The sequence below is a fragment of the Thermoactinomyces sp. CICC 10735 genome, assembly GCF_016055175.1.
Taxonomy (GTDB): domain Bacteria; phylum Bacillota; class Bacilli; order Thermoactinomycetales; family Thermoactinomycetaceae; genus Thermoactinomyces; species Thermoactinomyces vulgaris.
In genome coordinates, this window is the sequence record NZ_JAECVT010000003.1 from 70,229 (window position 1) to 96,180 (window position 25,952).

Annotated in this window: 24 protein-coding genes and 1 pseudogene; 5 read left to right on the forward strand and 20 right to left on the reverse strand. The window is 50.5% G+C overall.

Annotated features, from left to right (window positions below; all coding sequences use genetic code 11):
• Nucleotides 1-31 precede the first annotated feature (31 nt).
• The 7 genes from I8U23_RS06645 to I8U23_RS06675 form a co-directional block, all read right to left on the reverse strand.
• Nucleotides 32-1,723: a transglutaminase domain-containing protein gene (locus tag I8U23_RS06645; protein WP_147437079.1), complete on the reverse strand. Its 1,692-nt coding sequence runs from the start codon at nucleotides 1,721-1,723 to the stop codon at nucleotides 32-34.
• Between the two features lie 142 nt (nucleotides 1,724-1,865).
• Entirely contained in the window at nucleotides 1,866-3,890 is a 2,025-nt protein-coding gene (gene ligA / locus I8U23_RS06650) for an NAD-dependent DNA ligase LigA (protein ID WP_232335476.1), read from the reverse strand.
• Between the two features lie 22 nt (nucleotides 3,891-3,912).
• Nucleotides 3,913-6,096 (reverse strand): DNA helicase PcrA, encoded by a 2,184-nt coding sequence (gene pcrA / locus I8U23_RS06655; RefSeq protein ID WP_037993010.1) that lies wholly within the window; start codon nucleotides 6,094-6,096, stop codon nucleotides 3,913-3,915.
• Nucleotides 6,097-6,100: 4 nt separating this feature from the next.
• The gene (gene pcrB, locus I8U23_RS06660; protein WP_037993011.1) at nucleotides 6,101-6,811 is read right to left on the reverse strand and encodes a heptaprenylglyceryl phosphate synthase; all 711 of its coding nucleotides are present in this window, start codon (nucleotides 6,809-6,811) and stop codon (nucleotides 6,101-6,103) included.
• 121 nt (nucleotides 6,812-6,932) lie between these two features.
• Nucleotides 6,933-7,250, reverse strand: coding sequence for a YerC/YecD family TrpR-related protein (locus I8U23_RS06665; protein WP_037993013.1), 318 nt, complete (start codon nucleotides 7,248-7,250; stop codon nucleotides 6,933-6,935).
• Nucleotides 7,251-7,332: 82 nt separating this feature from the next.
• Nucleotides 7,333-8,364, reverse strand: a complete 1,032-nt coding sequence (locus tag I8U23_RS06670; RefSeq protein ID WP_049720558.1) for a DUF3048 domain-containing protein — start codon at nucleotides 8,362-8,364, stop codon at nucleotides 7,333-7,335.
• 119 nt (nucleotides 8,365-8,483) lie between these two features.
• Nucleotides 8,484-9,362 (reverse strand): LysR family transcriptional regulator, encoded by an 879-nt coding sequence (locus I8U23_RS06675; protein ID WP_037993016.1) that lies wholly within the window; start codon nucleotides 9,360-9,362, stop codon nucleotides 8,484-8,486.
• 134 nt (nucleotides 9,363-9,496) lie between these two features.
• Between I8U23_RS06675 and I8U23_RS06680 the strand changes: the two genes are divergently transcribed.
• On the forward strand, nucleotides 9,497-10,717 hold the full coding sequence (locus I8U23_RS06680; RefSeq protein WP_037993018.1) for an MFS transporter: 1,221 nt from the start codon (nucleotides 9,497-9,499) through the stop codon (nucleotides 10,715-10,717).
• 37 nt (nucleotides 10,718-10,754) lie between these two features.
• Here I8U23_RS06680 and I8U23_RS06685 read toward each other — a convergent pair whose 3' ends face one another.
• Both I8U23_RS06685 and I8U23_RS06690 read right to left on the reverse strand, forming a co-directional pair.
• Nucleotides 10,755-11,444: an LrgB family protein gene (locus I8U23_RS06685; RefSeq protein WP_037993021.1), complete on the reverse strand. Its 690-nt coding sequence runs from the start codon at nucleotides 11,442-11,444 to the stop codon at nucleotides 10,755-10,757.
• Nucleotides 11,368-11,811, reverse strand: a complete 444-nt coding sequence (locus tag I8U23_RS06690; protein ID WP_049720559.1) for a CidA/LrgA family holin-like protein — start codon at nucleotides 11,809-11,811, stop codon at nucleotides 11,368-11,370. The genes I8U23_RS06685 and I8U23_RS06690 overlap by 77 nt, the downstream gene beginning before the upstream one ends.
• A 217-nt stretch (nucleotides 11,812-12,028) precedes the next feature.
• Between I8U23_RS06690 and I8U23_RS06695 the strand changes: the two genes are divergently transcribed.
• Nucleotides 12,029-12,298 carry a hypothetical protein gene (locus I8U23_RS06695; RefSeq protein ID WP_037993023.1) on the forward strand — a complete coding sequence of 90 codons (270 nt, stop codon included), beginning with the start codon at nucleotides 12,029-12,031 and terminating at the stop codon, nucleotides 12,296-12,298.
• Nucleotides 12,299-12,361: 63 nt separating this feature from the next.
• Complete coding sequence (locus I8U23_RS06700; protein ID WP_049720560.1) at nucleotides 12,362-12,799, forward strand: peptidylprolyl isomerase; 438 nt, start codon at nucleotides 12,362-12,364, stop codon at nucleotides 12,797-12,799.
• 59 nt (nucleotides 12,800-12,858) lie between these two features.
• On the opposite strand, the gene I8U23_RS06705 is transcribed toward I8U23_RS06700, so the two are convergent.
• The 4 genes from I8U23_RS06705 to I8U23_RS06720 form a co-directional block, all read right to left on the reverse strand.
• Nucleotides 12,859-13,443: an N-acetylmuramoyl-L-alanine amidase family protein gene (locus tag I8U23_RS06705; protein WP_052186595.1), complete on the reverse strand. Its 585-nt coding sequence runs from the start codon at nucleotides 13,441-13,443 to the stop codon at nucleotides 12,859-12,861.
• Between the two features lie 204 nt (nucleotides 13,444-13,647).
• The gene (locus I8U23_RS06710; RefSeq protein WP_037993027.1) at nucleotides 13,648-14,259 is read right to left on the reverse strand and encodes a nitroreductase family protein; all 612 of its coding nucleotides are present in this window, start codon (nucleotides 14,257-14,259) and stop codon (nucleotides 13,648-13,650) included.
• Nucleotides 14,260-14,582: 323 nt separating this feature from the next.
• Nucleotides 14,583-15,473: an RNA polymerase sigma factor SigJ gene (gene sigJ / locus I8U23_RS06715; protein WP_370526917.1), complete on the reverse strand. Its 891-nt coding sequence runs from the start codon at nucleotides 15,471-15,473 to the stop codon at nucleotides 14,583-14,585.
• Between the two features lie 2 nt (nucleotides 15,474-15,475).
• Nucleotides 15,476-16,654 carry an NAD(P)/FAD-dependent oxidoreductase gene (locus tag I8U23_RS06720; protein ID WP_049720562.1) on the reverse strand — a complete coding sequence of 393 codons (1,179 nt, stop codon included), beginning with the start codon at nucleotides 16,652-16,654 and terminating at the stop codon, nucleotides 15,476-15,478.
• Between the two features lie 135 nt (nucleotides 16,655-16,789).
• Between I8U23_RS06720 and I8U23_RS06725 the strand changes: the two genes are divergently transcribed.
• Nucleotides 16,790-17,920 carry an NAD(P)/FAD-dependent oxidoreductase gene (locus I8U23_RS06725; RefSeq protein WP_049720563.1) on the forward strand — a complete coding sequence of 377 codons (1,131 nt, stop codon included), beginning with the start codon at nucleotides 16,790-16,792 and terminating at the stop codon, nucleotides 17,918-17,920.
• A 40-nt stretch (nucleotides 17,921-17,960) separates the two neighbouring features.
• On the opposite strand, the pseudogene I8U23_RS06730 reads toward I8U23_RS06725, so the two are convergent.
• From I8U23_RS06730 to I8U23_RS06750, 5 genes and pseudogenes are all read right to left on the reverse strand, one after another.
• Nucleotides 17,961-18,146: pseudogene (locus I8U23_RS06730) on the reverse strand (phospho-sugar mutase); the annotation flags it as partial.
• 440 nt (nucleotides 18,147-18,586) lie between these two features.
• Nucleotides 18,587-19,594: a FecCD family ABC transporter permease gene (locus I8U23_RS06735; protein WP_037993034.1), complete on the reverse strand. Its 1,008-nt coding sequence runs from the start codon at nucleotides 19,592-19,594 to the stop codon at nucleotides 18,587-18,589.
• Complete coding sequence (locus tag I8U23_RS06740; protein WP_037993036.1) at nucleotides 19,591-20,598, reverse strand: FecCD family ABC transporter permease; 1,008 nt, start codon at nucleotides 20,596-20,598, stop codon at nucleotides 19,591-19,593. Before I8U23_RS06740 ends, I8U23_RS06735 begins: the two co-directional genes overlap by 4 nt.
• 64 nt (nucleotides 20,599-20,662) lie before the next feature.
• Entirely contained in the window at nucleotides 20,663-21,568 is a 906-nt protein-coding gene (locus I8U23_RS06745; protein ID WP_037993037.1) for an iron-hydroxamate ABC transporter substrate-binding protein, read from the reverse strand.
• Complete coding sequence (locus I8U23_RS06750; protein ID WP_037993040.1) at nucleotides 21,522-22,364, reverse strand: ABC transporter ATP-binding protein; 843 nt, start codon at nucleotides 22,362-22,364, stop codon at nucleotides 21,522-21,524. The genes I8U23_RS06745 and I8U23_RS06750 overlap by 47 nt, the downstream gene beginning before the upstream one ends.
• Before the next feature lie 211 nt (nucleotides 22,365-22,575).
• On the opposite strand from I8U23_RS06750, the gene I8U23_RS06755 reads away from it, so the two are divergent.
• Nucleotides 22,576-23,589 (forward strand): S66 family peptidase, encoded by a 1,014-nt coding sequence (locus I8U23_RS06755; RefSeq protein WP_198050848.1) that lies wholly within the window; start codon nucleotides 22,576-22,578, stop codon nucleotides 23,587-23,589.
• Nucleotides 23,590-23,641: 52 nt separating this feature from the next.
• Here the strand turns inward: I8U23_RS06755 and I8U23_RS06760 are convergent, their stop codons facing one another.
• Nucleotides 23,642-24,493: a DegV family protein gene (locus I8U23_RS06760; RefSeq protein WP_198050849.1), complete on the reverse strand. Its 852-nt coding sequence runs from the start codon at nucleotides 24,491-24,493 to the stop codon at nucleotides 23,642-23,644.
• Between the two features lie 145 nt (nucleotides 24,494-24,638).
• Nucleotides 24,639-25,892, reverse strand: a complete 1,254-nt coding sequence (locus I8U23_RS06765) for an alkaline phosphatase (RefSeq protein ID WP_049720565.1) — start codon at nucleotides 25,890-25,892, stop codon at nucleotides 24,639-24,641.
• Nucleotides 25,893-25,952 lie beyond the last annotated feature (60 nt).

The following is a 25,952-nucleotide window of genomic DNA, read 5'->3' on the forward strand; positions in this document are numbered from 1 at the left end:
GGAACGGCATGCACGTCCGTTCCCTGTTTTGTCAATAAACAATGCCCGTGCGGCGATGTGTTTTGTCCAGTAAGGAAGAAGGAGGATCAAAATAACGGGAATCATATCTTTTTTGGAACGTTCCCTCTTTCGTTATGTACCCGGAACCCCATGTCGGATCCATGACCAGCCATCGCCCATCCACCCGGACTTCCACCCAGGCATGGCGTTGTCCCCCCGCTTTTCCTTCCACAAAACGGGCCGGCAAACCGGCGGATCTTAAAAGCGCAATCGTCAAAAACACGTAATCCTGGCAAATACCCTTTTTTGTGCGCAACGACTTGATCGCGCTGTCCGACCAATGGAATTCATTTTTCCGGTACTTTTCCATGTCATACGTCATGTTTTTTGCAACATAATCATAGATCGCCTTCGCCTTTTCCCGCGGTGTGGAAGCTCCGTTCACCAGTTGTCCGGACCGGTTTTGAATCTCCGCACTGTCGGACTCAATGCCTCTGGACGGAAGCAAATACCGGAGATCCTGCTTTGCCGAACTGTTCACCTCAAACCGGGCCACTTTAAAAAAACGGAAATAATCCCGTTTCTCCGTTGTGATTTCCGGAACATACAGGTTCACTTCATATTTTCCGGGACCAAACCTCAGCCATATCCGGTCATCAAAGCGGAAATTGTTCACCGGCAGAAAATAGGTTGCCTCTTCTCCATCTTTTTTGGTTTTGACAATCAGATGGGTGGTCTCTTTTGCATAAGGTGCCGTCGCATCAATCCGTCCGGCAACGCGGTAGGACAAGCCGGCCGTATCGCCGCTGGCCACCGGCGTTTCCAATTGAATGCCCCTTTGGGCATAAAGATCAGTATAGGCAACCGGTTCCCGCTTGATGTTTTTCGTGTGTTCCACATACAGCGTGGCTCCTTCCCGGAACGAACCCCATTTTTCCGGGTCGGGAACCATCACATCAAGCTGATGCACCCCCTGCCCGAACAACAAAGGGATCTGCTCCTGAAACTTGCCGTCGGTGACCCGGATGACCCGTTCCCAGGATTGATTTCCTTTTTTCAATTGCACCAGCAGTTTTTTCACGGATTTTTTGACCTCTCCGCGGATCGGGACGGCCTGGTCCGACCGGACATACCCTGACTGCGGGGAAGAGAGATTCAGTTCGGCTTCCCGGGCTTGCATGCTGTATGCCACATCCCGTGCCAACGTGTCGGAAGCATTGTGGACAGTAAAAGCCGCCATCAAATAAAAGTAATCTTTTTCTTCCCGGTCCGGAAGCCGGAGATAAACGCGATAATCCCCTTTCCCCTGAAACAGCCGGAGACTTTTCCCGAACCGCCCGTTTTCCACGGGAATATATTCATCCAATGTTTTGGGCAATCCCTGTTTGGGCTCCCCTTGGTACTCGATGTGCACCCATATGTATGGAACCGCCAGGTTTTCTGTCTTTTCGATGGTTCCGGAAACCGTAAAAACGGATTCGGCCTGCACCGGTTCCCATTGAGGCTGTTCCAGTTTGGCGTTCAGTTTTTGGGCATAATCCTCTAACCGGATTTTTTCTCTGCCTTGAAAATCCGAGCCCGGATTGGCCTGTTTGCTGAACACCAGTTTTTCCGATCCCCGGGTCCAGGTCCGGTCCAAAGCCTCTTTGTCCTGATATGCGGCCACTCCGAGCAGACAAGCCGTCAACAACGCACAACCTGCCGAAAACCACTTCCAACTCATACCCTTCTCCGGCCTTTCACAATTTTTTCCTTTGCTATTCCATTTTCTTTTGCATTGTGAAAAACCCTTCTTTTTCGCCGCCGGTTTAAAATAAAAAAAGCAAATGGCCGGGGTCTTTGACACACAAGACCCCGGCCATTTTTTATACCCGCACTTCTTCCGGCAAATGGCTCAACAACGTTTCTTCATCCCAAATCGTCACATCCAATTTTTTCGCTTTGTCCAGTTTGGAGCCCGCTTTTTCGCCGGCAACCAACAAATCCGTCTTTTTGCTGACGCTTCCGGTGACATTGGCCCCCAACGATTCGAGCAGGTCCGTTGCCTCTTTGCGGGACATCTTCTGCAATGTTCCTGTGATGACGACCGTCTTTCCGGCCAACGGTGATGATGCAACGGCTTTTTCTCCATCCGCACCCGTCCCTTTGTATTCCATATTCACGCCGGCTTCTTTCAAACGATTGATCGTTTCCCGGACTTCCGGTTTTTCCATGTAGGTGACCACGCTGTCTGCCATTTTCGGCCCGATCTCATCCAAGGCAAGCAATTCTTCCATGCCCGCCTCCATCAGGGCATCCATATGCTTGAAGTGTTGCGCCAGAATTTTGGCCCCTTTGGCTCCGACAAAACGGATCCCCAGCCCGAACAACAACCGTTCCAGCGAATTCCGTTTGCTTTTTTCAATGGCTTCCAGAAGGTTTTGGACCGATTTTTCTCCCATTCTCTCCAGCTGTAACAAATCTTCTTTTTCAAGGTAATAAAGATCCGCCACGCTTCGCACCAAACCGTGGTTAAACAGCTGGGTCACCACTTTTTCGCCCAGCCCTTCGATATTCATCGCACCACGCGAAACAAAATGGATGATGCCTTCCCGAGTCTGCGCCGGACATTCGGGATTGATGCAGCGAAGCGCCACTTCACCTTCAAGGCGGACCAGCCCGCTGCCACACTCCGGACAGTGTTCCGGCATGGAAAACGCTTTTTCTCCGCCGGTGCGCTTTTCGGTGAGAACGCCCACCACTTCCGGAATGATGTCTCCTGCTTTTTTCACCACCACATAATCATGGATCCGGATATCTTTTTCACGGATCAAGTCTTCGTTATGCAGAGAAGCTCGTTGGACGGTGGTTCCGGCCAGGCTGACCGGCTCCAAAACGGCAGTCGGTGTCACCACGCCGGTCCGACCGACATTCAGGGTGATGTCCAAAAGACGGGTGACGGCTTCTTCCGCCGGGAATTTATAGGCAATGGCCCAACGGGGGCTTTTGGCGGTGTTCCCCATCTGTTTTCTTAACGCCAATTCATCGACTTTGATCACAATGCCGTCAATCTCGTAAGGAAGATCCGGGCGGTTCTTTCCCCATTTTTCAATGAAAGCCAGCATTTCCTCCACGGATTCCACCGTCTGCCGGGCCGGATTCACCTTAAAGCCCAACGTCTCCAAAAATTGAAGCCCTTCGGTGTGGGTTTGGACGGTATGGCCTTCCAATTGTCCGATCTCATAAACAAACAAATCCAGCGTCCGCCGGGCCGCCAATTTGGGATCCAGCTGGCGAAGCGAACCGGCTGCCGCATTGCGCGGGTTGGCAAATAAAGGTTCCCCGTTTTCGGCCCGTTCCCGGTTCAAGCGTTCAAAAGCCCGCCGCGGCATGTACGCTTCCCCGCGAACTTCGATGGAAAGCGGTTCGTTGATGCGCAAAGGCAGGGACCGGATCGTTTTTAAGTTTTGCGTGATATCTTCCCCGGTGATGCCATCTCCCCGGGTGGATCCCAAGACAAAACGGCCGTCTTCATATTTGACGGAAACCGCCAACCCGTCGATTTTCAACTCGCAAACATAACGGACATTTTGGCGGCCGGCCGCTTTTCTCACACGCTCGTCAAAATCACGCAAATCCTGCTCGTCAAAAGCGTTCCCCAAACTGAGCATAGGGGCGGTGTGCTCGACTTTTTCAAAATAAGGAAGCGGTTCTCCGCCAACCCGCTGGGTGGGGGAATCCGGGGTTTTCAGTTCGGGAAATTTCTCTTCCAATGCCATGAGCTCGCGCATCAACCGGTCATACTCGGCATCGGAAATGGCCGGATCATCCAAAACATAATACCGGTGGTTATGTTCATTGATTTCATCATGCAATTCCAGCACGCGTTTCTTTGCCTCTTCCAGCTTCAATCCAACTTCATCCTCCTGTTCATCATTCTTTCGTGATGGGAGCATATTTGGCCAATAATTTTTTCACCCCGACCGGAGCGGGAAATGCAATGTTCAACTCCATGTCGTCGCCTTCCCCCTGCACTTTGACGACCGTGCCGACCCCCCATTTTTTGTGGACGGCTTTGTCCCCGACCTGCCAGTTGCGTTCCGGATTGGGTGCCGGCCGTGCCACTTTCCTGAAGCTTCGGCTTGGCGTCGGCGCTTCCTTTTTCTGTCCGGCTTCTTCAAACAACCCTGCCGGAATTTCCCTCAAAAAACGGGAAGGCAGATTGGAACTGGTTTGCCCAAAAATCGTCCGCGTCCGGGCCCGTGTCAGGTGAAGCACTTTCTCCGCACGGGTCAACCCCACATAGGCCAGCCGCCTTTCTTCTTCCATCTCCGACTCGTCATCCAGTGAACGCATGTGAGGGAAAATCCCTTCTTCCAAGCCGACCAAAAAGACATGCGGAAACTCGAGTCCTTTGGCGCTGTGCAATGTCATCAACGCCACGGATTCCGCATTTTTTTCCTCCTCTTCATCCAGCTGGTCCACATCCGAAATCAAAGCCAAATCCGTCAAAAAGCTGATCAATGTTTTGTCTTCATTTCTTTTCTCGAACTCTTGGGCGACCGATAAAAATTCATCAATGTTTTCCAGCCGGCTCGCCGCTTCGATGGTCTTCTCTTTTTTCAATTCTTCTCTGTAGCCGCTTCGTTGCAACACTTCTTCCGTCATTTCCACGGCTGACAGATATTCAATCATGGCATGAAGCTCGCGCACAAATCCGACAAAGGTTTCCAGCGGCTTCAGGGTCCGCTTGGACAGTCCGATGTGCTCCATCTCCAACAGCGCTTCAAACATGGAAATGCCGTTTTGCACTGCATAATTTTGGATTTTCTCCAGCGAAGCCGCTCCGACACCGCGGCGGGGCACATTGATGATGCGGGAAAGGCTCAGATCATCATGGGGATTGACAATCAGACGCAAATATGCCAACAAATCTTTAATCTCTTTTCGTTCGTAGAACTTGATGCCGCCAACCACGGTGTAAGGAATGTTGGATTTCATCATCACTTCCTCGATCACCCGTGATTGTGCATTGGTCCGGTACAACACAGCATAATCGGAATACCGTTTTCCTTGTTTGATGCCGTTTGAAATGGTTTCGGCAATATAGAAGGCTTCTTCCTGCTCAGTACCGGCTTCAAACAATTGAATCTTGCTTCCTTCCTCATTGGCCGTCCACAATTCTTTGGGTTTCCGTTCCGTGTTGTGGGCAATGAGATGATTGGCGGCTTGGAGGATGTTTTTGGTGGAACGGTAATTTTGCTCCAGCTTGATTTGCACCGCATCCGGATAATCCTGTTCAAAATGGAGAATGTTCCTTATATCCGCTCCCCGGAAACGGTAAATCGATTGGTCCGAATCACCGACCACGCAAATATTCCGGTGATGTTCCGCCAGCATTTGAACCAATACATATTGGGCATGGTTTGTATCCTGATACTCATCCACATGAATGTACTTGAATTTGCGCTGGTAATACTCTTTCACCTCGGGCCGCGATTTGAAAAGCCGGACGGTTTCCATTAACAAATCGTCAAAATCCAAGGATTGATTGGCCCGCAATTTCTCTTGGTATTTTTCGTAAACATCTGCTGCCACCTGTTCGAAAAAGTTGCGCGCACCCTGTTTCATTTCTGCCGGCCCGGCCAATTGATTCTTCGCATGGCTGATTTGATTCAAAAGGGAACGCGGCTCAAACTTTTTGGGATCCAGATTTTCTTCCTTTAAAACTTGTTTAATCACGCTCAATTGGTCCGAAGTGTCCAGAATGGTGAAGTTGCGCGACATCCCCAGCTGGTCAATATCCCGCCGCAAAATGCGCACGCACATCGCATGGAAGGTGGAGATCCAGATCTCTTCCGCCCGGGGCCCCACCAAAGAGACGATGCGTTCTTTCATTTCGCGCGCCGCTTTGTTGGTAAAGGTGATCGCCAAAATATTCCAGGGGTGAACCTGTTTTTCACTGAGAAGATAAGCCACGCGGTGTGTCAAAACCCGGGTTTTTCCGCTTCCGGCCCCGGCCACGATCAGAACGGGGCCTTCGGTGGTTTCCACTGCTTTTCGCTGCATCGGGTTCAAGCCCTCAAGCAACGTCTCCGTCGACAACTGGTTAAGCATCAGCTCACCCTTTCTCCTGCAACTTTGTTTCTTTGACCCATGTCACGGTTTGAACCGCTTTTTCCACATTGGTGTAAACCACATTACCCACGACAACGGTATCGGCCCACCGGGCCATGGTTTTCGCCTGCTCTTCGTTGGTGATGCCTCCCCCGTAAAACAACCGGGTCTGCTTTAATTTTCGGCGAATGGCCCGCACCTTTTTCTCCTCGCCAAAGGTCCCGCTGTATTCAACATAAAGCACCGGCCACCGGAACAAATTTTCCACCAAATCGGCATAGCCGGCCGCTTCTTCTTCGGTCAGGTCCGCTTTGGCCTGTGTCAAGCGGCTCACCTTGGCCCCTGGATTTAAAATCACATATCCGAGCAACAAAACCTGCTCCCAGGGAATGCTGCTCCCGTAACGCCGGATGGCCTCCAGGTGCGCCCCATGAATCCACTTGGCTTGATCGGTGTTTAACACCGATGGAATGAGATAACCGTCAAATCCGGGTACAATCGCCTTCATCGTCGAAATTTCCTGCACACAAGGCACTTGATATTTCTGTATCCGTTCAAGCAATTGCCATGTGTTTTGAAACGTAATTCCATCCGTTCCCCCAACTATAATCGCATCAGTTCCGGATTGGCAAATCTTTTCCAGTGCCAGATCAGAAAGCCGCCGGTTGGGGTCCAATTTAAAGACATGTCTCCATTTCTTCACTTTTTTTATCATACTTTTCCCCCCGCCCGAAACCTACAATCCCTATTATACACCGCAGAGAAAATGAAAAGAAAACAAAGGCTGTGATCCGTACAGGAAAACACAGCCTTTCAGCAAAAAGTCATCCGTATTATCATTTTTCAGGGGATTTTTCTTCCTTCGCTTCTTTTAAACGTTCCAAGGCGAGCAAATAACCGTCGGTACCGTAGTGGAGACAGCGTTTGACACGGGATATCGTTGCCGTGCTGGCGCCCGTTTCGGTTTCAATCTGGTTATAAGTGCAACCATCTTCGAGCATCCGGGCCACTTCCAACCGTTGCGCCAGTGACTTGATCTCCCCGACAGTACATAAATCTTCAAAAAAACGGTAACATTCATCAATGGTTTCAAGTTGCAAGATTGCCTGAAAAAGTTGATCCACTTCTTTTTTGTTCAGTTTATTCAGTTGCATTCATCATTCCTCCTCGAGGTAGAAGGAAGTCCTTTCGCCCTTTAAAGTTATGCCTCTGATAAGTATAGCAGAAAATAAGAGGTTATTGGAGAAGAACCTCTCCGGTCTCCGGCAAAACATTGATCCATGTTTTCCCGGGCAGCAACGTGCATTCTTTTCCGTCACGGTAAGGAACGATCCATCCGTCCCGGTACTTCCATTCGACCGGGACCGCCTTCCCCTGCTGGAGCAAATAACCTTTCCCCTGCCCCGTAATATCCACCGCCCGGTGTCCCACATAATCCAATACCTTGTGTTTGGCAAAAATCACGAGTACATTTTGCATGGTGACCGGCTCCCCGGTTTCCCTATCGGTTTGCATCTCGCCTTCGGTGTAGCGGACATATTGCTGCTTGGCCGGATCATATTGATACCCGGCTTCGTACAATTTATGGTAAATGAGGCGGACCTTCCCGGCGGCCTTTCCCCCGCCGGTGACCGCTTCACCGGAAAACTGGTAAGCCGGCTTTCCACTGTAATCGGGATAATCCCGTTGCTTTGCAACCCGGCTCAATTCTTCCAACCGGGCATACAGGTTATGCGGCGGTTTGCGAAAATCGACGCGGAAAAAATGTTTTTCGTCTTGATGGACCCCGTCGATCGCCGGCTTTTTCTCCTCACGGATCCGGTTTAACGCAGACGGGGAACCGCCGGCATGCGCCACCACCGCCCCGGTTCCGTCCGCCAGGTCCAGATAATAATCCCGGACACTCCGGACCGGACCGATCACCCCGTTCAACCGGTTATAATAAAAAGCCGCGAACCGGGTGATCTCTCCTTCCGCCAAAATCTCCACCACCACATCCGCCAATTGAAGCCCGGATTGCGGACGGGCCGCTGGATGGTTGTTGATCATGGCCATGATCACGGGTTTGGGTTCCTCTTTCTCAACAGGAGTGCCGGTGATGGGACTCATCAGACGTACCGGTTTTTCTGGCCGGGTGACGGGGGCGGAATCAGGCTGACAGGCAACCAGCAAGACAGCGATTAAAAGACTCGCAATTCCGAAATTTCTTTTCACCAAATCCCTCCACTTGAAATCGATATTGAATTCTTCTTTTTCAAACGGTTTCATCCCTTCCTGTTCAGAAAACCTGCTGACAGGGTATGCAACAAGGCAAAGCATAGCAACGGGCAAACTGCCAGGCGCCAGCCCGCAAAAATGAGAACCGGCTGTTTTAAAACCGCCGCGTCTCAGGTTGCAAACCATTCAATCACATGGGAACGAAACCGCTCAGCGGACGGGGATAACGGATTGTCTTTCAACCAAGTCAATCCGATCTTCCGGTAACATCTTGGATTCCGAACGGAAATCTTTTTGATCTTGGCCTCGCTGATGCCCCGGTATTCCGGGATCAACGTCACGCCCAATCCGGCTGAAACCAACCCGGCCAACGTCGATACATCTTCGCCTTCAAATTTCATGACCGGGGTGAAACCGGCTTTCCGGCAAAAATAGGTGATCCGTTCCCTCATCTCCAATCCTTGCCGAAAACCGACAAAGCTTTCGCCGCCAATCTCCTTCAGATCCACAGAGTCTTTTGCAGCCAGCCGGTGGTTCGCCGGAACATACAAAAACAATTCCTGTTCCATCAGCGGATGCCACTGAATGCCAGGCGGAAACGCATACGAACTGATCAGGCACAAATCAACCTCCCTGGCCTTCAACAGCTCCACGCTTCTTGAAATGGTGCTTTGGATCAGTTGAATTTCCACCCGGGGATATTTTTGGTTAAAGCTGCGGATCAACTCCGGCAAAACCGTGACACCCAACGTGCGGAGAAAGGCCACCGAAACCTTCCCGGTATCCGGGTTTTTCAATTGTTCAATCTCCTGAACCCCGACGGAAATTTCATTGAGCGCATTTTCCACCCGTTTCAAAAAAACCCGGCCGAAGGCATTCAGCTTGACGGAACGGCCGACCCGGTCAAACAGCGGCACCCCCAACTCTTCTTCCAGTTTGGCCATGGAACGGCTGAGAGCCGGTTGGGAAATGCCCAGCCGGTTTGCCGCTTTCCGGAAGTGCTCGGTTTTGGCCACTTGACAAAAGTATTCCAGCTGCTGCCATTCCATTCTTCGATAACCTCTTTCTCTTTATTGATAGCAAAAAATTATCATTTAAATAAATATAATGCAATAGACACATCAGCCTGCCGGAAGTACACTAAAAACCAAAGCAACAGCTTCACAATGAGGAGAGGTGCTTCATGAAATATGTCGAATCCGGCAGCAGTGAATATTACCGGATTTTTGTTTGCATGCTGTTGGGGAGCATGGTGACTTTTGCCCAGCTGTATTATCCGCAAACATTGATCAATGCGTTTGCCTCACAAATGGGAATCTCCCCGTCTCATGCCAGTTTGTCTGTTTCGCTGGCCACCTTTTCACTGGCCGTCGGAATGTTGATTCTCACAGTTTTTTCCAATGCCTGGGGCCGGAAAAAAATCATGGGAGTGTCTTTGTTGTTGGCATCCTTGGCGGGAATCGCCACGGCATTCACCCCGGATTTCAAAACCCTGGTTTTTTTGCGGGTTTTCCAGGGACTGGCGATGAGCGGATTTCCATCCGTTGCCATCACTTATCTGAATGAAGAAATCTCACCGAAACACATCGGGCGCATCATGGGGATTTATGTGAGCGGCAATGCAGTGGGCGGTTTCTTTGGGAGAATATGGGTCAGTGTTTTTGCCGACTTTTATTCTTGGCAGGCGGGCGCCCTTGCGCTGGGGATTTTCAGTTTTTTATGCAGTGCGCTGTTTTTCGTTTTGCTTCCTGAATCCAAACATTTCAAAAAAGAACAACTCTCTTTTTCCAACTGGATTTCAGGCATGATCGGCGGAATGAAAAACAAATATCTGTTGTCCATTTACGCCATGGCCTTTTTGCTGCTCGGCGCCTACATTACATTGTTTAACTACATCGCTTTTCCTTTGTCCAATCCTCCGTATCAATTGAGCCAAACGGCGATCGGCTTTTTATTTATTTTTCAACTTTCCGGATCGTGGAGTTCGTATTTCTTCGGGAAACTGACAGAAAACCACTCGCGATCCTCCCTCTTGATCAGCGGGGTGGTCATGGCATTGGCCGGTGCCCTTTTGACCTGCACCGGAAATCTCTTTTTGTTGATGGCCGGCTTGATCTTGTTTGCAGCCGGATTTTTCGCCGGACACAGCCTTGCCAGCGGATGGGTCGGGATGATCGCAGACCCCCGGATCAAAGTGTACGCTTCTTCTTTATACCTGTTGTTTTATTACACCGGCTCCAGCCTCTTGGGATGGGCCGGCGGGTTCTTTTTGACCCGCTTTGGTTGGTACGGGGTGATTTTCATGATCTCCGTCCTCTTGATCGCCACTGTGTTGTTGACTCTTACGTTAACCCGGTCGCTTCGTCTCTCCCACAAGGAAAATTCCGTCCGCCTGACCGGTTGAAACCAGAAAAACAGGAACCTTACGGGGTTCCTGTTTTTTAATGCAAAAACCGGAGCAAGACGGGAATCAAGAGGGAAGTCAAAATGGCACACAGGGTCATGGCCACCAAACTGGCGGTTCCTTCCTTTTCCCCGATCTCCAGTGCTTTGGACGTTCCAATCGCATGGGAAGCACTGCCAAATCCGATGCCTATGCCCAAGTAATGGGTGATCTTGCACCATTTCATCAAATACGGGCCCAACACAGCCCCGATCAGTCCGGCCACAATCACAAATAAGGCGGCCAGAGAGGGGATGCCTCCCGAAAGCTTGGCCAAGTCCATGGCCACCGGCGTGGTCACGGATTTCGGCAACAACGTGTAAAGAAGACGGCGGTCCACCCCGAATGCCTCCGCCAAAAAGTATCCGCTCAACACGGCGGTGAAACAACCGGAAATCACACTGACCAGTATCGAAGCAAGATAACGTTTCACGACCCGTCGGTGACGATACAGCGGGATCGCCATCGCCACCACCGCCGGACCCAGAAACCCGTCCAGCCACCGTCCGCCGGTCATATAGACATCATAAGGAATTTGGAATAAAAGCAACAAGCTGATCAGAAACACTGCCGAAGTCAAAAGAGGCAGCAAAAACGGCGACGGGAAGCGTTTATACAGACGTTTCATCGCGATGAACACCGCGAGCGTGACACCGATGGATATTCCCCCGCTGATCCACTCTTTCATCCACACCCTCCTTTCGCATGGCAAGCCATTGTGCCAGCCGTCCGGATAAACACATGACCAGCACGGTACTGATGAAAACCACGGCCACGGCTTGCAACCCGTGTTGTTTCAAAAAGCCGCCATATTCGATCACCCCGATGACAGAGGGCAGAAACAAAAGCGGCAACCAGGAAAGCAATGCATCCGCCCCTGATTGCAGCCGCTTGACCCGGACCATGCCGGTGGACAAACAAATGAACAATAGAAACAATCCGATCATACTGCCCGGGATCGGGACATGGAACTTCTGCTGGATCCACATGCCCGTCTCATAAAAAAGGTAAATCCCGCCGATTTGCAAGACGGTTTTCAACATCTGCGCAAACATGGATGAACCCTTCTTCCTGTGTATTCTCTTTTTTGGGAGAGATTGTTATATAACAAGAGAATAACCTTCTATCTTTACTATCACACAAATATCCCGGTCCCGCAATATGCTTCCCGTTTTCATTCCCCCAAGGGACTTTAAGGCGGTGACTTATTTCACTGTACATTTTTTTCATCATTGGTACAATAAAGGAAACCTCAAAATCAGGGGGAATTCGATGGCTTATCCAGTGGAAACACGCGGGGTGGAAGAACAGCAACACCCGTTTTACGTAATTCGTTATGTCATCAAAAACGGAGATGAAGAACTTCTCGCCAGCGTTGCACGTTATGTCCATACCGGGCAAGGGGGAAGAGTGCAGTTTCTGGAGCACGACTTGAGAAAAATCAGGCGCATGCCCGATCCCGTCAAGCAAATGTCGGAAGTGGAAAGAGTCATCAAAAACGAAGGAGCCCGCTTGGCCGAAGAAGCAAAAAACAAAAAATGACCGCTTCTTTTCCTTGCAAAAACAAGGTAAAATAAATACGTCCATCAACGAGGAGTGAATCCAATGACAGTCAAAGGTGAAATTTTGCTTGAAAACGGAGGAATCATCGAAATCGAATTTTTCCCGGATGAAGCTCCCATCACGGTCAATAACTTTCGCAAACTGGCCAATGAGGGCTTTTACAACGGGCTCAACTTTCACCGGGTGATTCCGGGATTTGTCAGCCAGGGAGGCTGCCCCAACGGGCTGGGAAACGGCGATGCCGGATACACCATTCCTTGCGAAACGAAAAACAATCCGCACCGCCATGTGCCCGGAGCCGTATCGATGGCGCATCGCGGGAAAGACACCGGATCTTGCCAATTTTTCATTGTTCATGAATCCCAGCCGCATTTGGACGGGGTGCACACCGTTTTCGGCATGGTGATCAAAGGAATGGAGCACGTGCTGAACATGCAGCCCGGAACGGTCATGAAAGAAGTCAAAGTCTGGGAAGAATAAATAAAAAAACTGTCGGCCTTGACCGTAAGGCCGGCAGTTTTTTTATGCCCCTCTTTCGTTCACCGGATTTTTTCTTTCTTTTGGCACTGATGAATCCGGGCAATCCCTTCCGTAATCGTTTCTGCGTATTGATCCAAAAACCGGGCGTCTGAAAGAAGATGGTTTTCCCGCATGTGGGTGATAAACAACGAAGCCACCGTGATCGCGGGCATGTTCACCCCGCGCAATTCCTGGATTTTCCCTTCCGCCGTCTCTGTGTCATTTTTCTTTCCCAAATCCATCACGCCGTATTTTCTTAAAAAGCTGGTCAGCTGATTATGAAGCCAGCACTGGATTTTTCTCTCTTCCAATCCTGCAATCACGCTCACATAAGAGGCAAACCCGGACATGGTGGGATCAGGGGAAGCATTGGTATGGATGCTTAAAAATAAGTCCGCATTCTGACGGTTCGCCCACTCAATCCTTTCCCGGGCACTCACGTGGGTATCCACAGACCGGGTCATGGTCACGGACAACCCTTCATAATTTAACAACTTGCGGCGAACGCGAAAAGCAATTTCCAAACAAACATCCTTTTCAGCCAGAGAATAACCCACCGAACCCAAATCCTCTCCCCCATGTCCCGGGTCAAGGCACACCAGCATGATTCTCACCTCACGTAAGACAATGCTCCATGTTCATACTTTTTCCCCACATCGCTTCTTTAAAAACACCGATTCCCAAAAGGATATGAACAAAAACAAAACACCGGATCGTTTCGGTGCCTCTTTTGCAATAAAAAACGGGAGGGGCCGGTCTTCTTCCGAACCCCTCCCGTGTTCCGGTTTTCAGTTACATCGGGATACGTTTTAAAAACTTTCCTTCACCACAACCTGATCCAAAGGCAAACGGGTCGTCGGCCGGGCCGGAGCCGCCGCTTTGCCGATCGTGATCAGCATAACGGGCGCATAACGATCCGGAACCCGGAATTCCTCCACAAATTTTTCCCGGTTAAATCCTCCGATCGGACAAGTGTCATACCCTTTGGCTTTGGCTGCCAACATCAGCTGCATGGCGGCAAATCCGGCATTCAAAAAAGCCTCATCCCGGGCGAACCGGTCATTTTGATAAGCTTTTTCCACTTGGCCGATCATTAAATCGTAAATGTCTTTTCCGGCATCCTTATAGACGATTTTGGCGGTTTCATTCGCTTGCAGGTCTCCCAACACAGCCACGGTGGCTGCCGCCTCGACCACTTGCTCTTGATTGTATGAAATGGGCAACAGTTTTTCCTTCATCTCTTTGGATGTAATGACGAGAAAGCGCCAATGTTGCAAGTTCCAGGCAGAAGGAGCCTGGATGGCAATCTCCAGAAGTTCATTCAATTCCTCTTCCGGAATGTTTGCATTCGGATCATATTTGCGAACCGTGGAACGCGCTTTCATCACTTCAATCGCATCCATGGTTTTTGTTGTTGACATTCAATCACCCCGATTAATTTAAATAGAAATTAGACAGATAAACATACTTTCATATTACTTAATATATCAAAAAATTATATGTCAAGATAAACAACTTGACAACAGGCCATTTCCATCAAGATTCCAGTCAACCCCCAACAAATCATATCATGTCCATCTGATCCCTGATGGATGCAATGGCGGCAGATCTCTCCGTTCCTTTCGCCCTCCATTGCCCGGCAGATGGCCGATCTTCCCTGCCATGGCACAACCGCCGGCATCGTGGCACATCGGATATCATTTGAAAAAACATCCCCGGCCAGCCGGTAAATGGCAGCCGGGGCCTAGAGGTTTTTAAACCATGTGAGTTTCTCCGGATTCCGCACCAGATAAAGTTTCTTCATTTTCCCTCCCTCCAGTTGAAACAAGGCGACAGTCATTTGTCCACCCGCACGGATCAACAGTCCGTCCTCTGCATTGATCCCGATCACCCTGTATTGCACACCCTGATATTTTCTCAACAATCCCAACAAGAACCGTGCCACCTTTTCGGCAGAAATGACCAGCCGGAGGGCAGCCATCACTTTTCCGCCGCCGTCAGATGTTACAACGACATCTTCCGCCAAGAGGGAAAGGATTTTTTCTACATTTCCTCGACGCAATTCTTCAAGAAACTGTTCAATCCATACTCTTTGGTTTTGCCGGCGGCGAATCGCTTTCCCCGGATTTCCCACTTTCCTTCTCGCCCTGCTCAAAATTTTGCGACAATTCCCCTCGCTTTTCTCCACGATTTTTCCAATTGAGGCATAATCAAAAGACAATGCTTCCCTCAAAACAAAAACCGTTCTTTCAACAGGGGTCAACCGTTCCAACAACACCAACATCCCATAAGACAACATATCCTTTTTAAGTAACATGGCACCGGGATCTGCAACATCTGTGGGAACCGGTTCCGGCAGCCAGGGACCGGTATATTGCTCCCGCCTTTTTTGGGCAGAACCCAGATAATCATAACAACGATTGACGATCATTTTACAAAGATAATTCTTGGGATCGTACAAGCGCTTGAGATCCAAACCGGTCAGTTTGACAAAGAGATCTTGCACCAGATCTTCCGCATCAGCCATCGAACCGGTCAATTGATATGCAATGGTGCAAAGCAAAGGTTTGTATTCTTCATAAAGTTGTTTTATTGTTTCCCCATATCCTTCTCCCCTCCTGTGCCCCCATTTCACTTTTATTTTACGTTACTTGCTTTCTTCCATGTCCATTTTCTGATGAACCTGCCGATTTTCCCCGCCAGGATCCAATCGATTCCGCAGTATTCAGCCCAGACCAAACCTTCTTTTTGACCTAAACTGATACAAAAAAAATTTCGGCATCTCCGATGAATCGGAGCAGGCTTTTTTTTCAAATCAGCTTCAATAACTTCTCCCAGTCGTTTTGCTTGCAGGATTCCTTCTTTGCAAGTCATCCCGTCTGCTTTTCCATTCTCCGGATCGATAACATGTGCACAATCCCCGATACTGTAGATGGCACTTTTCCCTGACACCCGATAAGAAGCATCCACTTTCACTTTTCCCTCCAAAGTAAGTGGCAGTTGACATTGGCGCAAAACCGGATGGGGCTCAAGCCCCAAGGTCCAAATGGTGAACCCGGCAGAAAGTTGCGTGCCATCGGAAAGTACCAGCTTTCCGTCTTTCTCATACAAAGCTTTGCGTTGATGGAGGACCGTAACACCTAAATTGTTCAGCTTGGCTTCCAATTTCCGGCCCAATTTCTTTGGTCCGTTCATCATCAACCTTTCTTCCGCATTGATCAAAAAAACCCGGACCAACGCGGGATCCATGCCCAACCGAGCTGCTTCTGAACGCATGGCCTGTGCCAATTCCGCAGATGTCTCCACTCCACTGATTCCGGCACCTGCCACCGCAACAGAGAGCAATCGTTTTCGTTCGGCCGGGTCTTGCTCGTTTACCGCCTTTTGTAAATGCCGGCGCCACTTGGTTCGTATCTCTTCCGATGCGGATAAATCGTGCAATGAAATTCCGCCTTGTTCCGGATCCGGCCTTTTCACCACACTTCCCACGGTAATGACCAACAGATCATAGTCCAATGATTGCTCCTTTTTCTCTGCATCACAAAAAAAGATCCGCTTTTCCTGGCTTTCGATGGTTACAAGCTCACCTTGAATGCGCTCCACCCTTTCCGGGAGAACCTCTTCCCAAGCCAAGGCAATCTTTTCAGCTCTGGCAACCGGTTGAAATAACAGGACTTTCTGTACATAAAACGGCTTGGGATCAATCAAAATCAACCGGAAGGGTTTGCCTGCTTTTCTCATCGCCTGACCGATCTCTTTTAAAGCATGAAGGCCCACATGCCCGCCCCCTGTCACGACACAAGTGATTTCCTTCATTCCGCCCATCCCCTTTTCCCTGTTTAATAATAAAACGAAACAGACGGTGTTTTTGTGACAGACTCCACCACGACTCAAGTTTGTTTCCCCAAACCGGTATAATGGAAAACGAATCCTGAAAAAGAAGGGTTGACCATGAAAAAAGTGATTGTCATCGGAGGCGGAATTTCAGGCGCCTCCGCCGCGTACCAATTGACCAAACTGAGTGCCGATGTGAAGGTTACGATCATCGACCGCAAAGATCCGGGACAAGCCACCGACGCCGCCGCCGGAATCATTTGTCCCTGGTTGTCACAGAGGCGAAACAAAGCCTGGTATCAACTGGCAAAAAAAGGGGCCCGTTTTTATTCGCAACTGATCGCCGGGTTGGAAAAAGACGGGGAAAAACAAACTGGTTACAAAAAAGTCGGCGCGCTACGCATTCATACGGATGCCAAAAGGCTCGCCAAAGTGGAAGAACGGGCCGAAAAACGCCGGCAGGACGCACCGGAAATGGGCAAGCTCACCCCGTTGCCACCCCAAAAGACACGGGAACGGTTTCCTCCGCTTGCCAGCCATTTTTCGTCCCTGCATGTGGAAGGGGCGGCCCGCGTGGATGGCCGCGCCCTCCGCGACTCCCTGCTCCGTGCGTCACAAAAAAACGGTGCATCGTTCATCCGGGGAAGCGCCTCGCTCTTGCACCAGGGAAAAAAGGTGACCGGCGTCCGGGTAAATGACAAAGAGGTGATTCCGGCGGATATCGTGATTGTCTGCGCGGGAGCATGGGCAAAATCATTGCTTGCCCCGCTGGGAGTAAATTTTTTGGGCACTTTCCAAAAAGGGCAAATCGTCCATTTGCGATTGCCCGACACGCCCACCAACCATTGGCCGGTCATCATGCCGCCCAATGATCAGTACATGCTGACCCTGGAGGATCACCGGATCATTGTCGGGGCAACCCACGAAAATGATTTGGATCACTTTGACACCCGGGTCACTGCCGGCGGCTTGTTCGAAGTGATTCAAAAAGCGCTGGACGTCGCTCCCGGACTGGAACACAGCACCTTGCTGGAGACCAGAGTCGGCTTCCGTCCCTATACTCCCGGGTTCCTTCCGGTCATCGGCCCGCTTCCCGGATGGGACGGCATCCTGTTGGCCAATGGACTGGGAGCTTCAGGACTGACGATGGGACCTTTTATCGGAAACCAACTGGCCAAACTGGCATTGGGATTGGAACTGGACATCGATCTGTCCCTGTATGATGTCAAAGGGGCACTGGAACCTTGATTCCGGTGCTCCTGAACGGCATCGCCTCTTCACAAAAAACTCACGCGGTTGTTTGCTGGATGGCCTCTCTGACCCGAAGGAAAAGATGTTGTTTAAACCTTTCCATTTTCCGTTCGCAATTCTCCATTCCGGTGTCCTTAACTCCAAAATAAAACTTCAGCTTCGGCTCGGTCCCCGAGGGACGGGCGGCCACCCAAGAGTCATCCTCCAGCACAAATTTCAGCACACAGGTAATCCGGATGCCGCTTTTCCTCCTGCCAAGCCTCCAAATAACGCCAGCCCTCCAATTGGGGCAGCCCTGTTTCTTCCGTGCCATTCAAGATGGCAAAGAACCGTCCCTTCATGATATCCAGCAGCACCACATGCGGGAGAAACTACTTCATGAGTTGCAGAGCCTCCATCCCATCCTGTGCCGTCCGGCCCTCAAATCCTTCATTTTGCAGACCGATCTTTAATAATGTAGGGCTCATCATCCACAACCAATATTTTGATTCCCGCCAATGGTTTCATCATGGCGGGTTCACCGCCTTTTTCCCCAAATCATTTTCATGATCCGGCCTGAAACTGAAATTTCCCTTCAAAAAAACCGCACTTTCATCCCTCCCGGGACAAAAGCACGGTTTCTCTCACGGGCCCGCAGGACGAGGCCAACGGAAAAAATGGCTCCTATTTTCGAAGCAACAAATAAACAAAATAAGGCGCGCCAATCAGCGATGCCACAATTCCGGCCGGAATGCCGTCCGGTTCCAACAGATTGCGTCCGATAGTATCGGCCGTCAAAAGCAACCAGCCTCCGATCAACAGGGCAATCGGCAAAAACAGCTGATTTCTCGGTCCAATCAAGGCTTTCGCCAAATGGGGAGCCATCAAGCCGATAAAAGCAATCCCGCCGGTGACGGATACGGCGGAAGCCGCAAGCGCCACAGCCGCAAGCAGCAGGAACATCCTTTCTTTTTGCAGGGGCATTCCGACTCCGATGGCGACCGGATCATTAAAACTTAACAGATTTAATTGATTGGCTTTATAAAAGGTAAACGGGATAAACACCAACAGCCAGGGGAGGAGCGCCCAGATGAACGGCCAATCGTCCCCCCAAATATTCCCGTTGAGCCATCGTGCAATAAAATCCACTTTTTCGCGCTCAGCCGAGGAAATAATGACCAACATCGCCCCGGAAAAAGCCATGTAAAATCCCACACCCGTCAAAATCAAACGGGCCGGCTGGAGCCCCGCCCCCTTTTGATAAGAAAACAGATAAAGAAGGATGGCGGTCAAAATGCCGGATAAAAAAGCCACGACCGGCAGCAAATAGATTAACGATCCGGCTTCCACCGGAAAAAACAGAAAAAAGACGGCCACTCCGACACCGGCGCCGGAATTGATGCCGATAATGCCGGGGTCAGCCAGATCATTGCGCGTAATTCCCTGTAAAATGGCTCCGGACACAGCCAAAGCCATTCCGGCAAGGAGGGTCACCACGATCCGCGGCAGGCGAATCGAATAGAAGACAAATTCTTCTTTAAAGGTTCCATCCCCCAAGAGAATCGGCAAAATCCGGTCGAAAGAGACCGAGGAACGGCCAAGCCCCAGGCTGAGGACCATGGTGATCCCCGTCAGGACAAGCAAGATCCCGATGATGATTTTTTGTTTCTTTAACACGGAAGGATGGATCATAAAACGGTTTTCCCTCCTTTGCGCACGATCAACAGGAAGAAGGGCAGCCCCAGTATGTATACAATGGCCGTCACCGGTGTCTCAAACGGGGCATGGATCGTCCGGCCCAGCGTATCGGCCAAAAGCATGAATGCAGCCCCGCACACGGCAGACATGGGAAGAACAAAACGGTAATCCGTGCCCACCACCGCCCTGACGATGTGGGGAACCATCAAGCCGATAAAAGCCATGTTGCCGGCAAGCGCCACCGCGGCGCCGGCGAGGATGGTGACCACCATGAACAAAACCGCTTTGATCTGCCGGGTCTTTTGCCCCAAGCCGACCGCCACCTCCTCATTCAAACTGAGGATGGTCAACTGCCGGGAGAGATAAAGAGCGATCAAAATGCCGGCGGCAATAAACGGAATGATCACCTGAAGCTGTTCCCAGGAAGTTCCGATCAGTCCGCCGGCCGTCCACATCGACACATCTTTGGAAATTTTGAAATACAACCCGATGGCTTCCGCAATCCCTTGCAAAAAGGCCGTCACCGCCGCACCCGCCAACACGATTTTAAAAGGCGAAAAACCGCCTTTTTTCACCGCGCTGATGCCGAACACCAGACACACCCCCGCAAAAGCCCCGACAAAACAGGCTATGGTAAGGACAAAGTATCCGGCAGAAGGGTAAAAAGCAAGCAGGAAAGCCAATGCGGCATTGGCGCCGGCCGTCAGGCCCAGCAATCCGGGATCGGCCAACGGATTTCTTGTCAACCCTTGCATGACAGCGCCGGCCACCGATAGTGCCGCTCCGACAAAAACAGCCGCCACTTCGCGGGGCAAACGGATCTCCCGGATCATCGTGACCGTCTCCGTCTTTTCCCCGCCGGTGATCGCCAGCCACACTTCCCTGAGACTGGTATCCGCCGCACCCATCACCATGGCGATGACAAAAGAGAGAAAAAGAATGGCCACCCCGGCCGTCAATTTCAAAACAAACGGGAAAGAACTTTGGTTTTTCAACATGTTGATCTCATCTTTCTATCATCAGGAAGAGGCACCCTGTCCAAGGGCCCCTCTTCCCCGCATGTTACTGGTTTAAAAAGGACTTTTTAAAGAAATCAAGCTGATATTCCAAAGTCAGGGGATCATTGAAGAAGAAACCTCTCGCATCGACTTCAAACACGCGATGATTTTTCACCGCCGGGATGTTTTGGTAAGTTTCGGTTTTCTCAAACGATGTGTCCGCATCTTTGTATTTGCTGAAAATCACATAATCCCCGGCAAAATCGCGCAAAACTTCGGGAGAGATGGCATAATAGCCCGGTCCCAACGCTTTCTCTTTCACTTTCGGGGGCATTTTCAGGCCCATTTCCTGATAAAGGATTTCGGTTCCCCTTCCCCAGTTATCCCCGAAAACATACAGTTGTTTATCAAAGTTCTCAATCACGGAAACCGTTGCATCTTCCCCGATTTTGGCTTTGATTTCCTCTCCGGTTTTCTTGGCTTCCGCCTTGAATTGGTCAATCCATTTGCGGGCTTCCTCTTCTTTGTTGAGAAGCTTCCCGATTTCAAGATGCTGTGTCAGGTAGTCCAATTTCCCATAGGTATAGGTGACGGTGGGAGCGATTTGTTTCAGTTTATCCACGTTTTTCGTTGTGGAAACACCGATAATCAGATCCGGATTCAACTCGATGATTTTCTCCAAATCTTCATCGCTGACCAGTTCCGCATTTTTCAGCTTGTCTTTGAAACGGGGATTGTCTTTTGCCCAGGAATCCACCCCGACAATATTGCCGCCAAGTGCCATCACGTTCCCGGCAAACTGCGAAAGCACCACAATGCGTTTGGGATGTTCCGGAACCTCGACGGGTCCGTTTTCCGATTGGTAAGTCACGGTTTTGGATGAACCGTTTGTTGCACTCTCGTCCGCCGAACCGCCGCACCCGCTAAGAAACAGTGCCAGTCCGAGCAGCAACGGCCAGATTTTCTTCATAAGCGTCTTCTCCTTTGATCAGATTATATGTCAAGCACATCGGTTTACCGGTGCGCGGATCTTTTCCGATTTCTGCATCAATATGGAAAACTTCCCTCAGCACATCCCGGGTGATGACCTCTTCACCGGTTCCGCTTTTTATGATTTTCCCGTCTTTCATCGCCACGAGAAAATCCGCAAAACGGGCTGCCTGATTCAAATCATGCAGGACCATGACAATCGTGCGCCCTTCTTCTTTATTGAGCTTTTGCAAAAGCTCCAAAACCTCGAGCTGATGGGCCAGATCCAAATAAGTGGTGGGTTCGTCGAGGAAAATGATATCGGTTTCCTGCGCAATGGCCAAAGCGATCCAAACCCGCTGTCTCTGGCCGCCGGATAAAGCATCCACCGGATGATATTTAAAGCGCTCTGTACCGGTGACTTTAAGTGCCCAGTCAATCACCTCGATGTCCTTTTTGCTCAGGCGTCCAAACCCTTTTTGGTAAGGATACCTCCCGTAAGAAACCAGTTCCCCGGCCGTGAGCCCGGCCGCGCTTTCCGGATTTTGGGGAAGAATTGCCATTTTTCTGGCTAAACTTTTTGTGTCTTCCTGCACAATACTTTTCCCGTCCAGGATCACCGACCCCGACTGATATGCGATGATGCGTGACATTGCTTTTAAAAAGGTCGATTTTCCGCATCCGTTCGGCCCGATGATCACCGTGATTTGATGATCGGGAATTTGAATCGTCAAATCACGGACAATCGCTTTCTCCCCATAACCAACCTGCAAATGTTCGGTATAAAGGCGCCCCATCCTGATGCCCCCAACATCTTTAATTTATCATTGATAATGATTATCAATTCAAGTCCAATAATACTATAAATCGTTTTCTTATCAGCGTCAATAAAAAAGCAACCTTTTCCCACAACAGTTCTTTCCTGTAAACAGGATTTAGCGCGCCGCTCCCTAAATATACATAACAACCGGTTTTGGCTTTCCATAAAACAAAAAGGGGGGAAACCCGATGATTCAATATCCTTTGTGGACCGAAGGCGCAACCATCGGGGTCACCGCGCCGTCATCCGGTGTGCCGCGGGAATTGCATGCCATGTTTGAACTTTCATGCCGGCAGATGGAAGAAAAAGGTTTTCAGATCCATTGCGGGGAAACCGTCCGGACCCAGCATAAAGCAAAATCAGCCCCTGCCCGGAAACGGGCGGAGGAATTCCATGAAATGATGCAAAACGATGCAATCCACGTTATTATCCCGCCATGGGGCGGGGAGCTTTTGATTGAGATGCTTGAACATACCGACTTTCGAAAAATCAAAAACAAATGGGTGATGGGCTATTCCGATACCAGCACTTTGTTGTTGGCCATCACCTTGAATACAGGGATCGCCACGGCCCACGGCCCCAACTTTGTGGATTTGCGGGAGGAATATTGGGATGACACCACCGCCATGTGGAAAAACGTTTTGGCCGCGGGAAAGGGAAATTCCGTCCTGCAGCGCTCTTCCGCATATTATCAAAAGAAATGGCAGCACGACCGCCCGACACCCTGCGTTTTTCATCTGACGGAGCCGACTTGCTGGAAAACCGTTTCCAACCAAAAAGAAATCATCAAAGGCCGGCTGCTCGGCGGATGCATTGACACCATCCGGCATTTGGCCGGCACGCCTTACGGGGATGTGAAAAAATTCAGAAAAACCCATCTGGATGGAGAACCGGTGGTGTGGTATCTGGAAAATTGCGAATTGACAACGGTGGATTTGAGAAGGTCCCTCATGCAGATGAAATTGGCCGGTTGGTTTGACGCATGCTCTGGGATCCTGTTCGGACGAAGCCAAGCCAATCACCCGGTTCAAGACTACACCGTGGATGATGTTTACCAAGAGCTTGCCGGGGAACTTCAAATCCCGGTCATTTACGATGTCGATTGCGGCCATGTCCCGCCGCAGATGACCTTCATCAACGGAGCCTTTGCCGAGGTGGAAACCGAAAACGGAAAAGGCAGTATCCGGCAGCATTTCATATGACCAAATCCAATAAACCTGCCCCTCACGGGCAGGTTTTCCTTTGGTCAACCGATTATTTTTTGCTTTTCCGTTTGAATAAAATCCCGAGTGTATTGGGGCCGCAATGGCTTGAGATGGTGCAGCCGGCCTCGGTGACGATGATTTCATCAAAATCAACATAACGGCGGACGGCTTCCTTGACTTTGGCCACGGTTTCTTCCGAACACTTGGAATGAGTGATAAAGATCCGGCTCCGGTCGATATTCTCTTGTTTACCTGATAATTTGTCTTTGACATAACGTTCCAGGCAACGTTCAAAACTGCCCCGGTATTTCTTCCCGACTTCCATCCGGCCGTCGACCACTTCAATTCTCGGCTTGATCCGGAGCAAGGCCGCCCCCAACGCTTCCACTCCCGAACAGCGTCCGCCTTTTCTCAGATAATCGAGGCGGTCAATCACAAAGCTGGCATCCACTTTGGGAATGGTCTCCTTGATTTTTTCGCAAATCTCCTCCGCTTTTAAACCTTCCTTGGCCATGAGCGCCGCATCATATACGAGATGTCCGCTGCCCGTGGAAAGATTGCGTGTGTCAATCACATGGACATTGGCGAAGTTCTCTGCCGCCAACACCGCATTTTGATAAGTCGAGGAAAATTCCGCGCTGAGGGAAAAATGGATGACGGCTTCATATTTGGGGGACAGTTCGGCAAAAACCTTCTCGTACTCATAGGTGTTCACCGCTGCCGTTTTGCAGGTTTTCCCTTCCTCGCCCACATACCGGAAGATCTCGGCCGGCGTAATGTCCACCCCGTCCCGGTATGACTTGTCATCAATCAAAACATTCAAGGGCACCAGCGTGATATCCATCGCGTTTAAGATTTCAGGAGACAGATCACAAGTGCTGTCTGCCGTGATCTTAATCATTTTCATCACCACTATTTGCTGTCTGAACCGTTCAAACCGGTTTCTTTCCTGACCATTCAGTCAAAACGATTTTATAATACCCTGTTTTTTCTTGTCAAAAACCAAAGCGCCTCCCGGACGGAAGGCGCTTCCGAGCTATTGTTTCTTATTTCATCAACTGCACAATCACATCATGGATGCGGGTGTTCTCATAAGCCCCCTGCAACAACTCGGCTCCCGGTCCCATGGCGGTTAAAGGAATGCTTACCGCCGAATGTCCCCCGGTTGTCCAATCCACCATAAACTGCTGATCGGAACCGGCTACCGGGAAAGGCCCGTCTTCAGCAGACACGCCGTCCCCCGACTCGTCGGAGTCATCCAATCCTTCAATCGTAAATCCGCCGGTTTCATGGTCACCGACGACAATGACCAGGGTATCCCCGCGTTTTTTGGCAAATTCTTTGACATGCGCCACCGCTTTGTCAAACTCCTTACCGGCTTTGATGGCCAGTTCGGCGTTGTTCACATGGCACATGGCGTCAATCCCTTCTTCTTCCACCAGCAGGAAAAATCCGTTTTTGTTTTTGGACAGCGTTTGAAGGGCTTTGTCCGCCATCTCGGTCAAAGACACCGACGGATCATAGCGATCCCCGGCCTCGGTATCATATTGGAACATCTCTTCGTTGGCAAACAAGCCGAGAATTTTGGAACCGTTTGCTTTTTGCAACTCTTCCCGGTTCGCGACATACTGGTATCCCAGATCTTTGGCCCGTTCCACCAGATTTCCTTCGGTTCCTTTGCTTTCTTCAGAGGGGTCTTCCGCCGGATGATCCGGATGACGGCCGGGGTTCCCTTTCGGATACCAGTAATCTTCTCCTCCGCCCAAGATCACGTCAGGACGGCTTTTCTCCAAAAACTGCCGGGCGATTTTGCTCTGGTCCTCCCGGTCTTTCACATGGGAACCAAATGCCGCCGGGGTTGCATCCGTGACTTGGGCGGTGGTGACCAGCCCCGTCGCTTTCCCCCGTTTTTTGGCTGTTTCCAACACTGTTTCCACCGGCTTTTGATCCAGGTCGACACCGATGGCTCCATTGTAGGTCTTCACGCCGGTGGCCATCGCCGTCGCCGCTGCGGCCGAGTCGGTTACAAACTCTACGGGGTCTGCGGAATTGGTGTGTACAAAGCCTGTATACGGCATGTCATCCATGGCCGTTTTACCGTGCAAACCGACACTGGACAGCCGGATGGCATCCCGTTGGGCCCTGCCCATCCCATCTCCGACCATCAATATGACATTCTTCGGCTGCGGCTTCTGCTTTCTTGCCACTTCCTCCTGTCCGGCCCAGACTTTGGAAAAGGAGACGGCAGAAACCGCGACAACCACCGCCAAAGCCGCCCCAAACCAACCGCGTTTGTTCATGGTAAATCATCCTTTCCAAAGAAGTCGTTTTACGTTTACACACTATCCAAAAAATTCATT

Excerpts from the sequence above, each read along its gene's own strand:
- pcrB (WP_037993011.1), bottom strand. The coding sequence starts at position 6,811 with ATGATAAAAAAAGTGAAGAAATGGAGACATGTCTTTAAATTGGACCCC.
- I8U23_RS06765 (WP_049720565.1), bottom strand. The coding sequence starts at position 25,892 with ATGAACAAACGCGGTTGGTTTGGGGCGGCTTTGGCGGTGGTTGTCGCG.
- I8U23_RS06645 (WP_147437079.1), bottom strand. The coding sequence starts at position 1,723 with ATGAGTTGGAAGTGGTTTTCGGCAGGTTGTGCGTTGTTGACGGCTTGT.
- I8U23_RS06710 (WP_037993027.1), bottom strand. The coding sequence starts at position 14,259 with ATGTCAACAACAAAAACCATGGATGCGATTGAAGTGATGAAAGCGCGT.
- I8U23_RS06685 (WP_037993021.1), bottom strand. The coding sequence starts at position 11,444 with ATGAAAGAGTGGATCAGCGGGGGAATATCCATCGGTGTCACGCTCGCG.
- I8U23_RS06760 (WP_198050849.1), bottom strand. The coding sequence starts at position 24,493 with ATGATTAAGATCACGGCAGACAGCACTTGTGATCTGTCTCCTGAAATC.
- I8U23_RS06665 (WP_037993013.1), bottom strand. The coding sequence starts at position 7,250 with ATGCAACTGAATAAACTGAACAAAAAAGAAGTGGATCAACTTTTTCAG.
- I8U23_RS06670 (WP_049720558.1), bottom strand. The coding sequence starts at position 8,364 with ATGAAACCGTTTGAAAAAGAAGAATTCAATATCGATTTCAAGTGGAGG.
- I8U23_RS06750 (WP_037993040.1), bottom strand. The coding sequence starts at position 22,364 with ATGGGGCGCCTTTATACCGAACATTTGCAGGTTGGTTATGGGGAGAAA.
- I8U23_RS06725 (WP_049720563.1), top strand. The coding sequence starts at position 16,790 with ATGAAAAAAGTGATTGTCATCGGAGGCGGAATTTCAGGCGCCTCCGCC.
- I8U23_RS06745 (WP_037993037.1), bottom strand. The coding sequence starts at position 21,568 with ATGAAGAAAATCTGGCCGTTGCTGCTCGGACTGGCACTGTTTCTTAGC.
- I8U23_RS06690 (WP_049720559.1), bottom strand. The coding sequence starts at position 11,811 with ATGTTTGCGCAGATGTTGAAAACCGTCTTGCAAATCGGCGGGATTTAC.
- I8U23_RS06755 (WP_198050848.1), top strand. The coding sequence starts at position 22,576 with ATGATTCAATATCCTTTGTGGACCGAAGGCGCAACCATCGGGGTCACC.
- I8U23_RS06680 (WP_037993018.1), top strand. The coding sequence starts at position 9,497 with ATGAAATATGTCGAATCCGGCAGCAGTGAATATTACCGGATTTTTGTT.
- I8U23_RS06705 (WP_052186595.1), bottom strand. The coding sequence starts at position 13,443 with ATGCTGGTGTGCCTTGACCCGGGACATGGGGGAGAGGATTTGGGTTCG.
- I8U23_RS06675 (WP_037993016.1), bottom strand. The coding sequence starts at position 9,362 with ATGGAATGGCAGCAGCTGGAATACTTTTGTCAAGTGGCCAAAACCGAG.
- pcrA (WP_037993010.1), bottom strand. The coding sequence starts at position 6,096 with ATGCTTAACCAGTTGTCGACGGAGACGTTGCTTGAGGGCTTGAACCCG.
- I8U23_RS06700 (WP_049720560.1), top strand. The coding sequence starts at position 12,362 with ATGACAGTCAAAGGTGAAATTTTGCTTGAAAACGGAGGAATCATCGAA.
- I8U23_RS06695 (WP_037993023.1), top strand. The coding sequence starts at position 12,029 with ATGGCTTATCCAGTGGAAACACGCGGGGTGGAAGAACAGCAACACCCG.
- I8U23_RS06720 (WP_049720562.1), bottom strand. The coding sequence starts at position 16,654 with ATGAAGGAAATCACTTGTGTCGTGACAGGGGGCGGGCATGTGGGCCTT.
- I8U23_RS06740 (WP_037993036.1), bottom strand. The coding sequence starts at position 20,598 with ATGTTGAAAAACCAAAGTTCTTTCCCGTTTGTTTTGAAATTGACGGCC.
- I8U23_RS06735 (WP_037993034.1), bottom strand. The coding sequence starts at position 19,594 with ATGATCCATCCTTCCGTGTTAAAGAAACAAAAAATCATCATCGGGATC.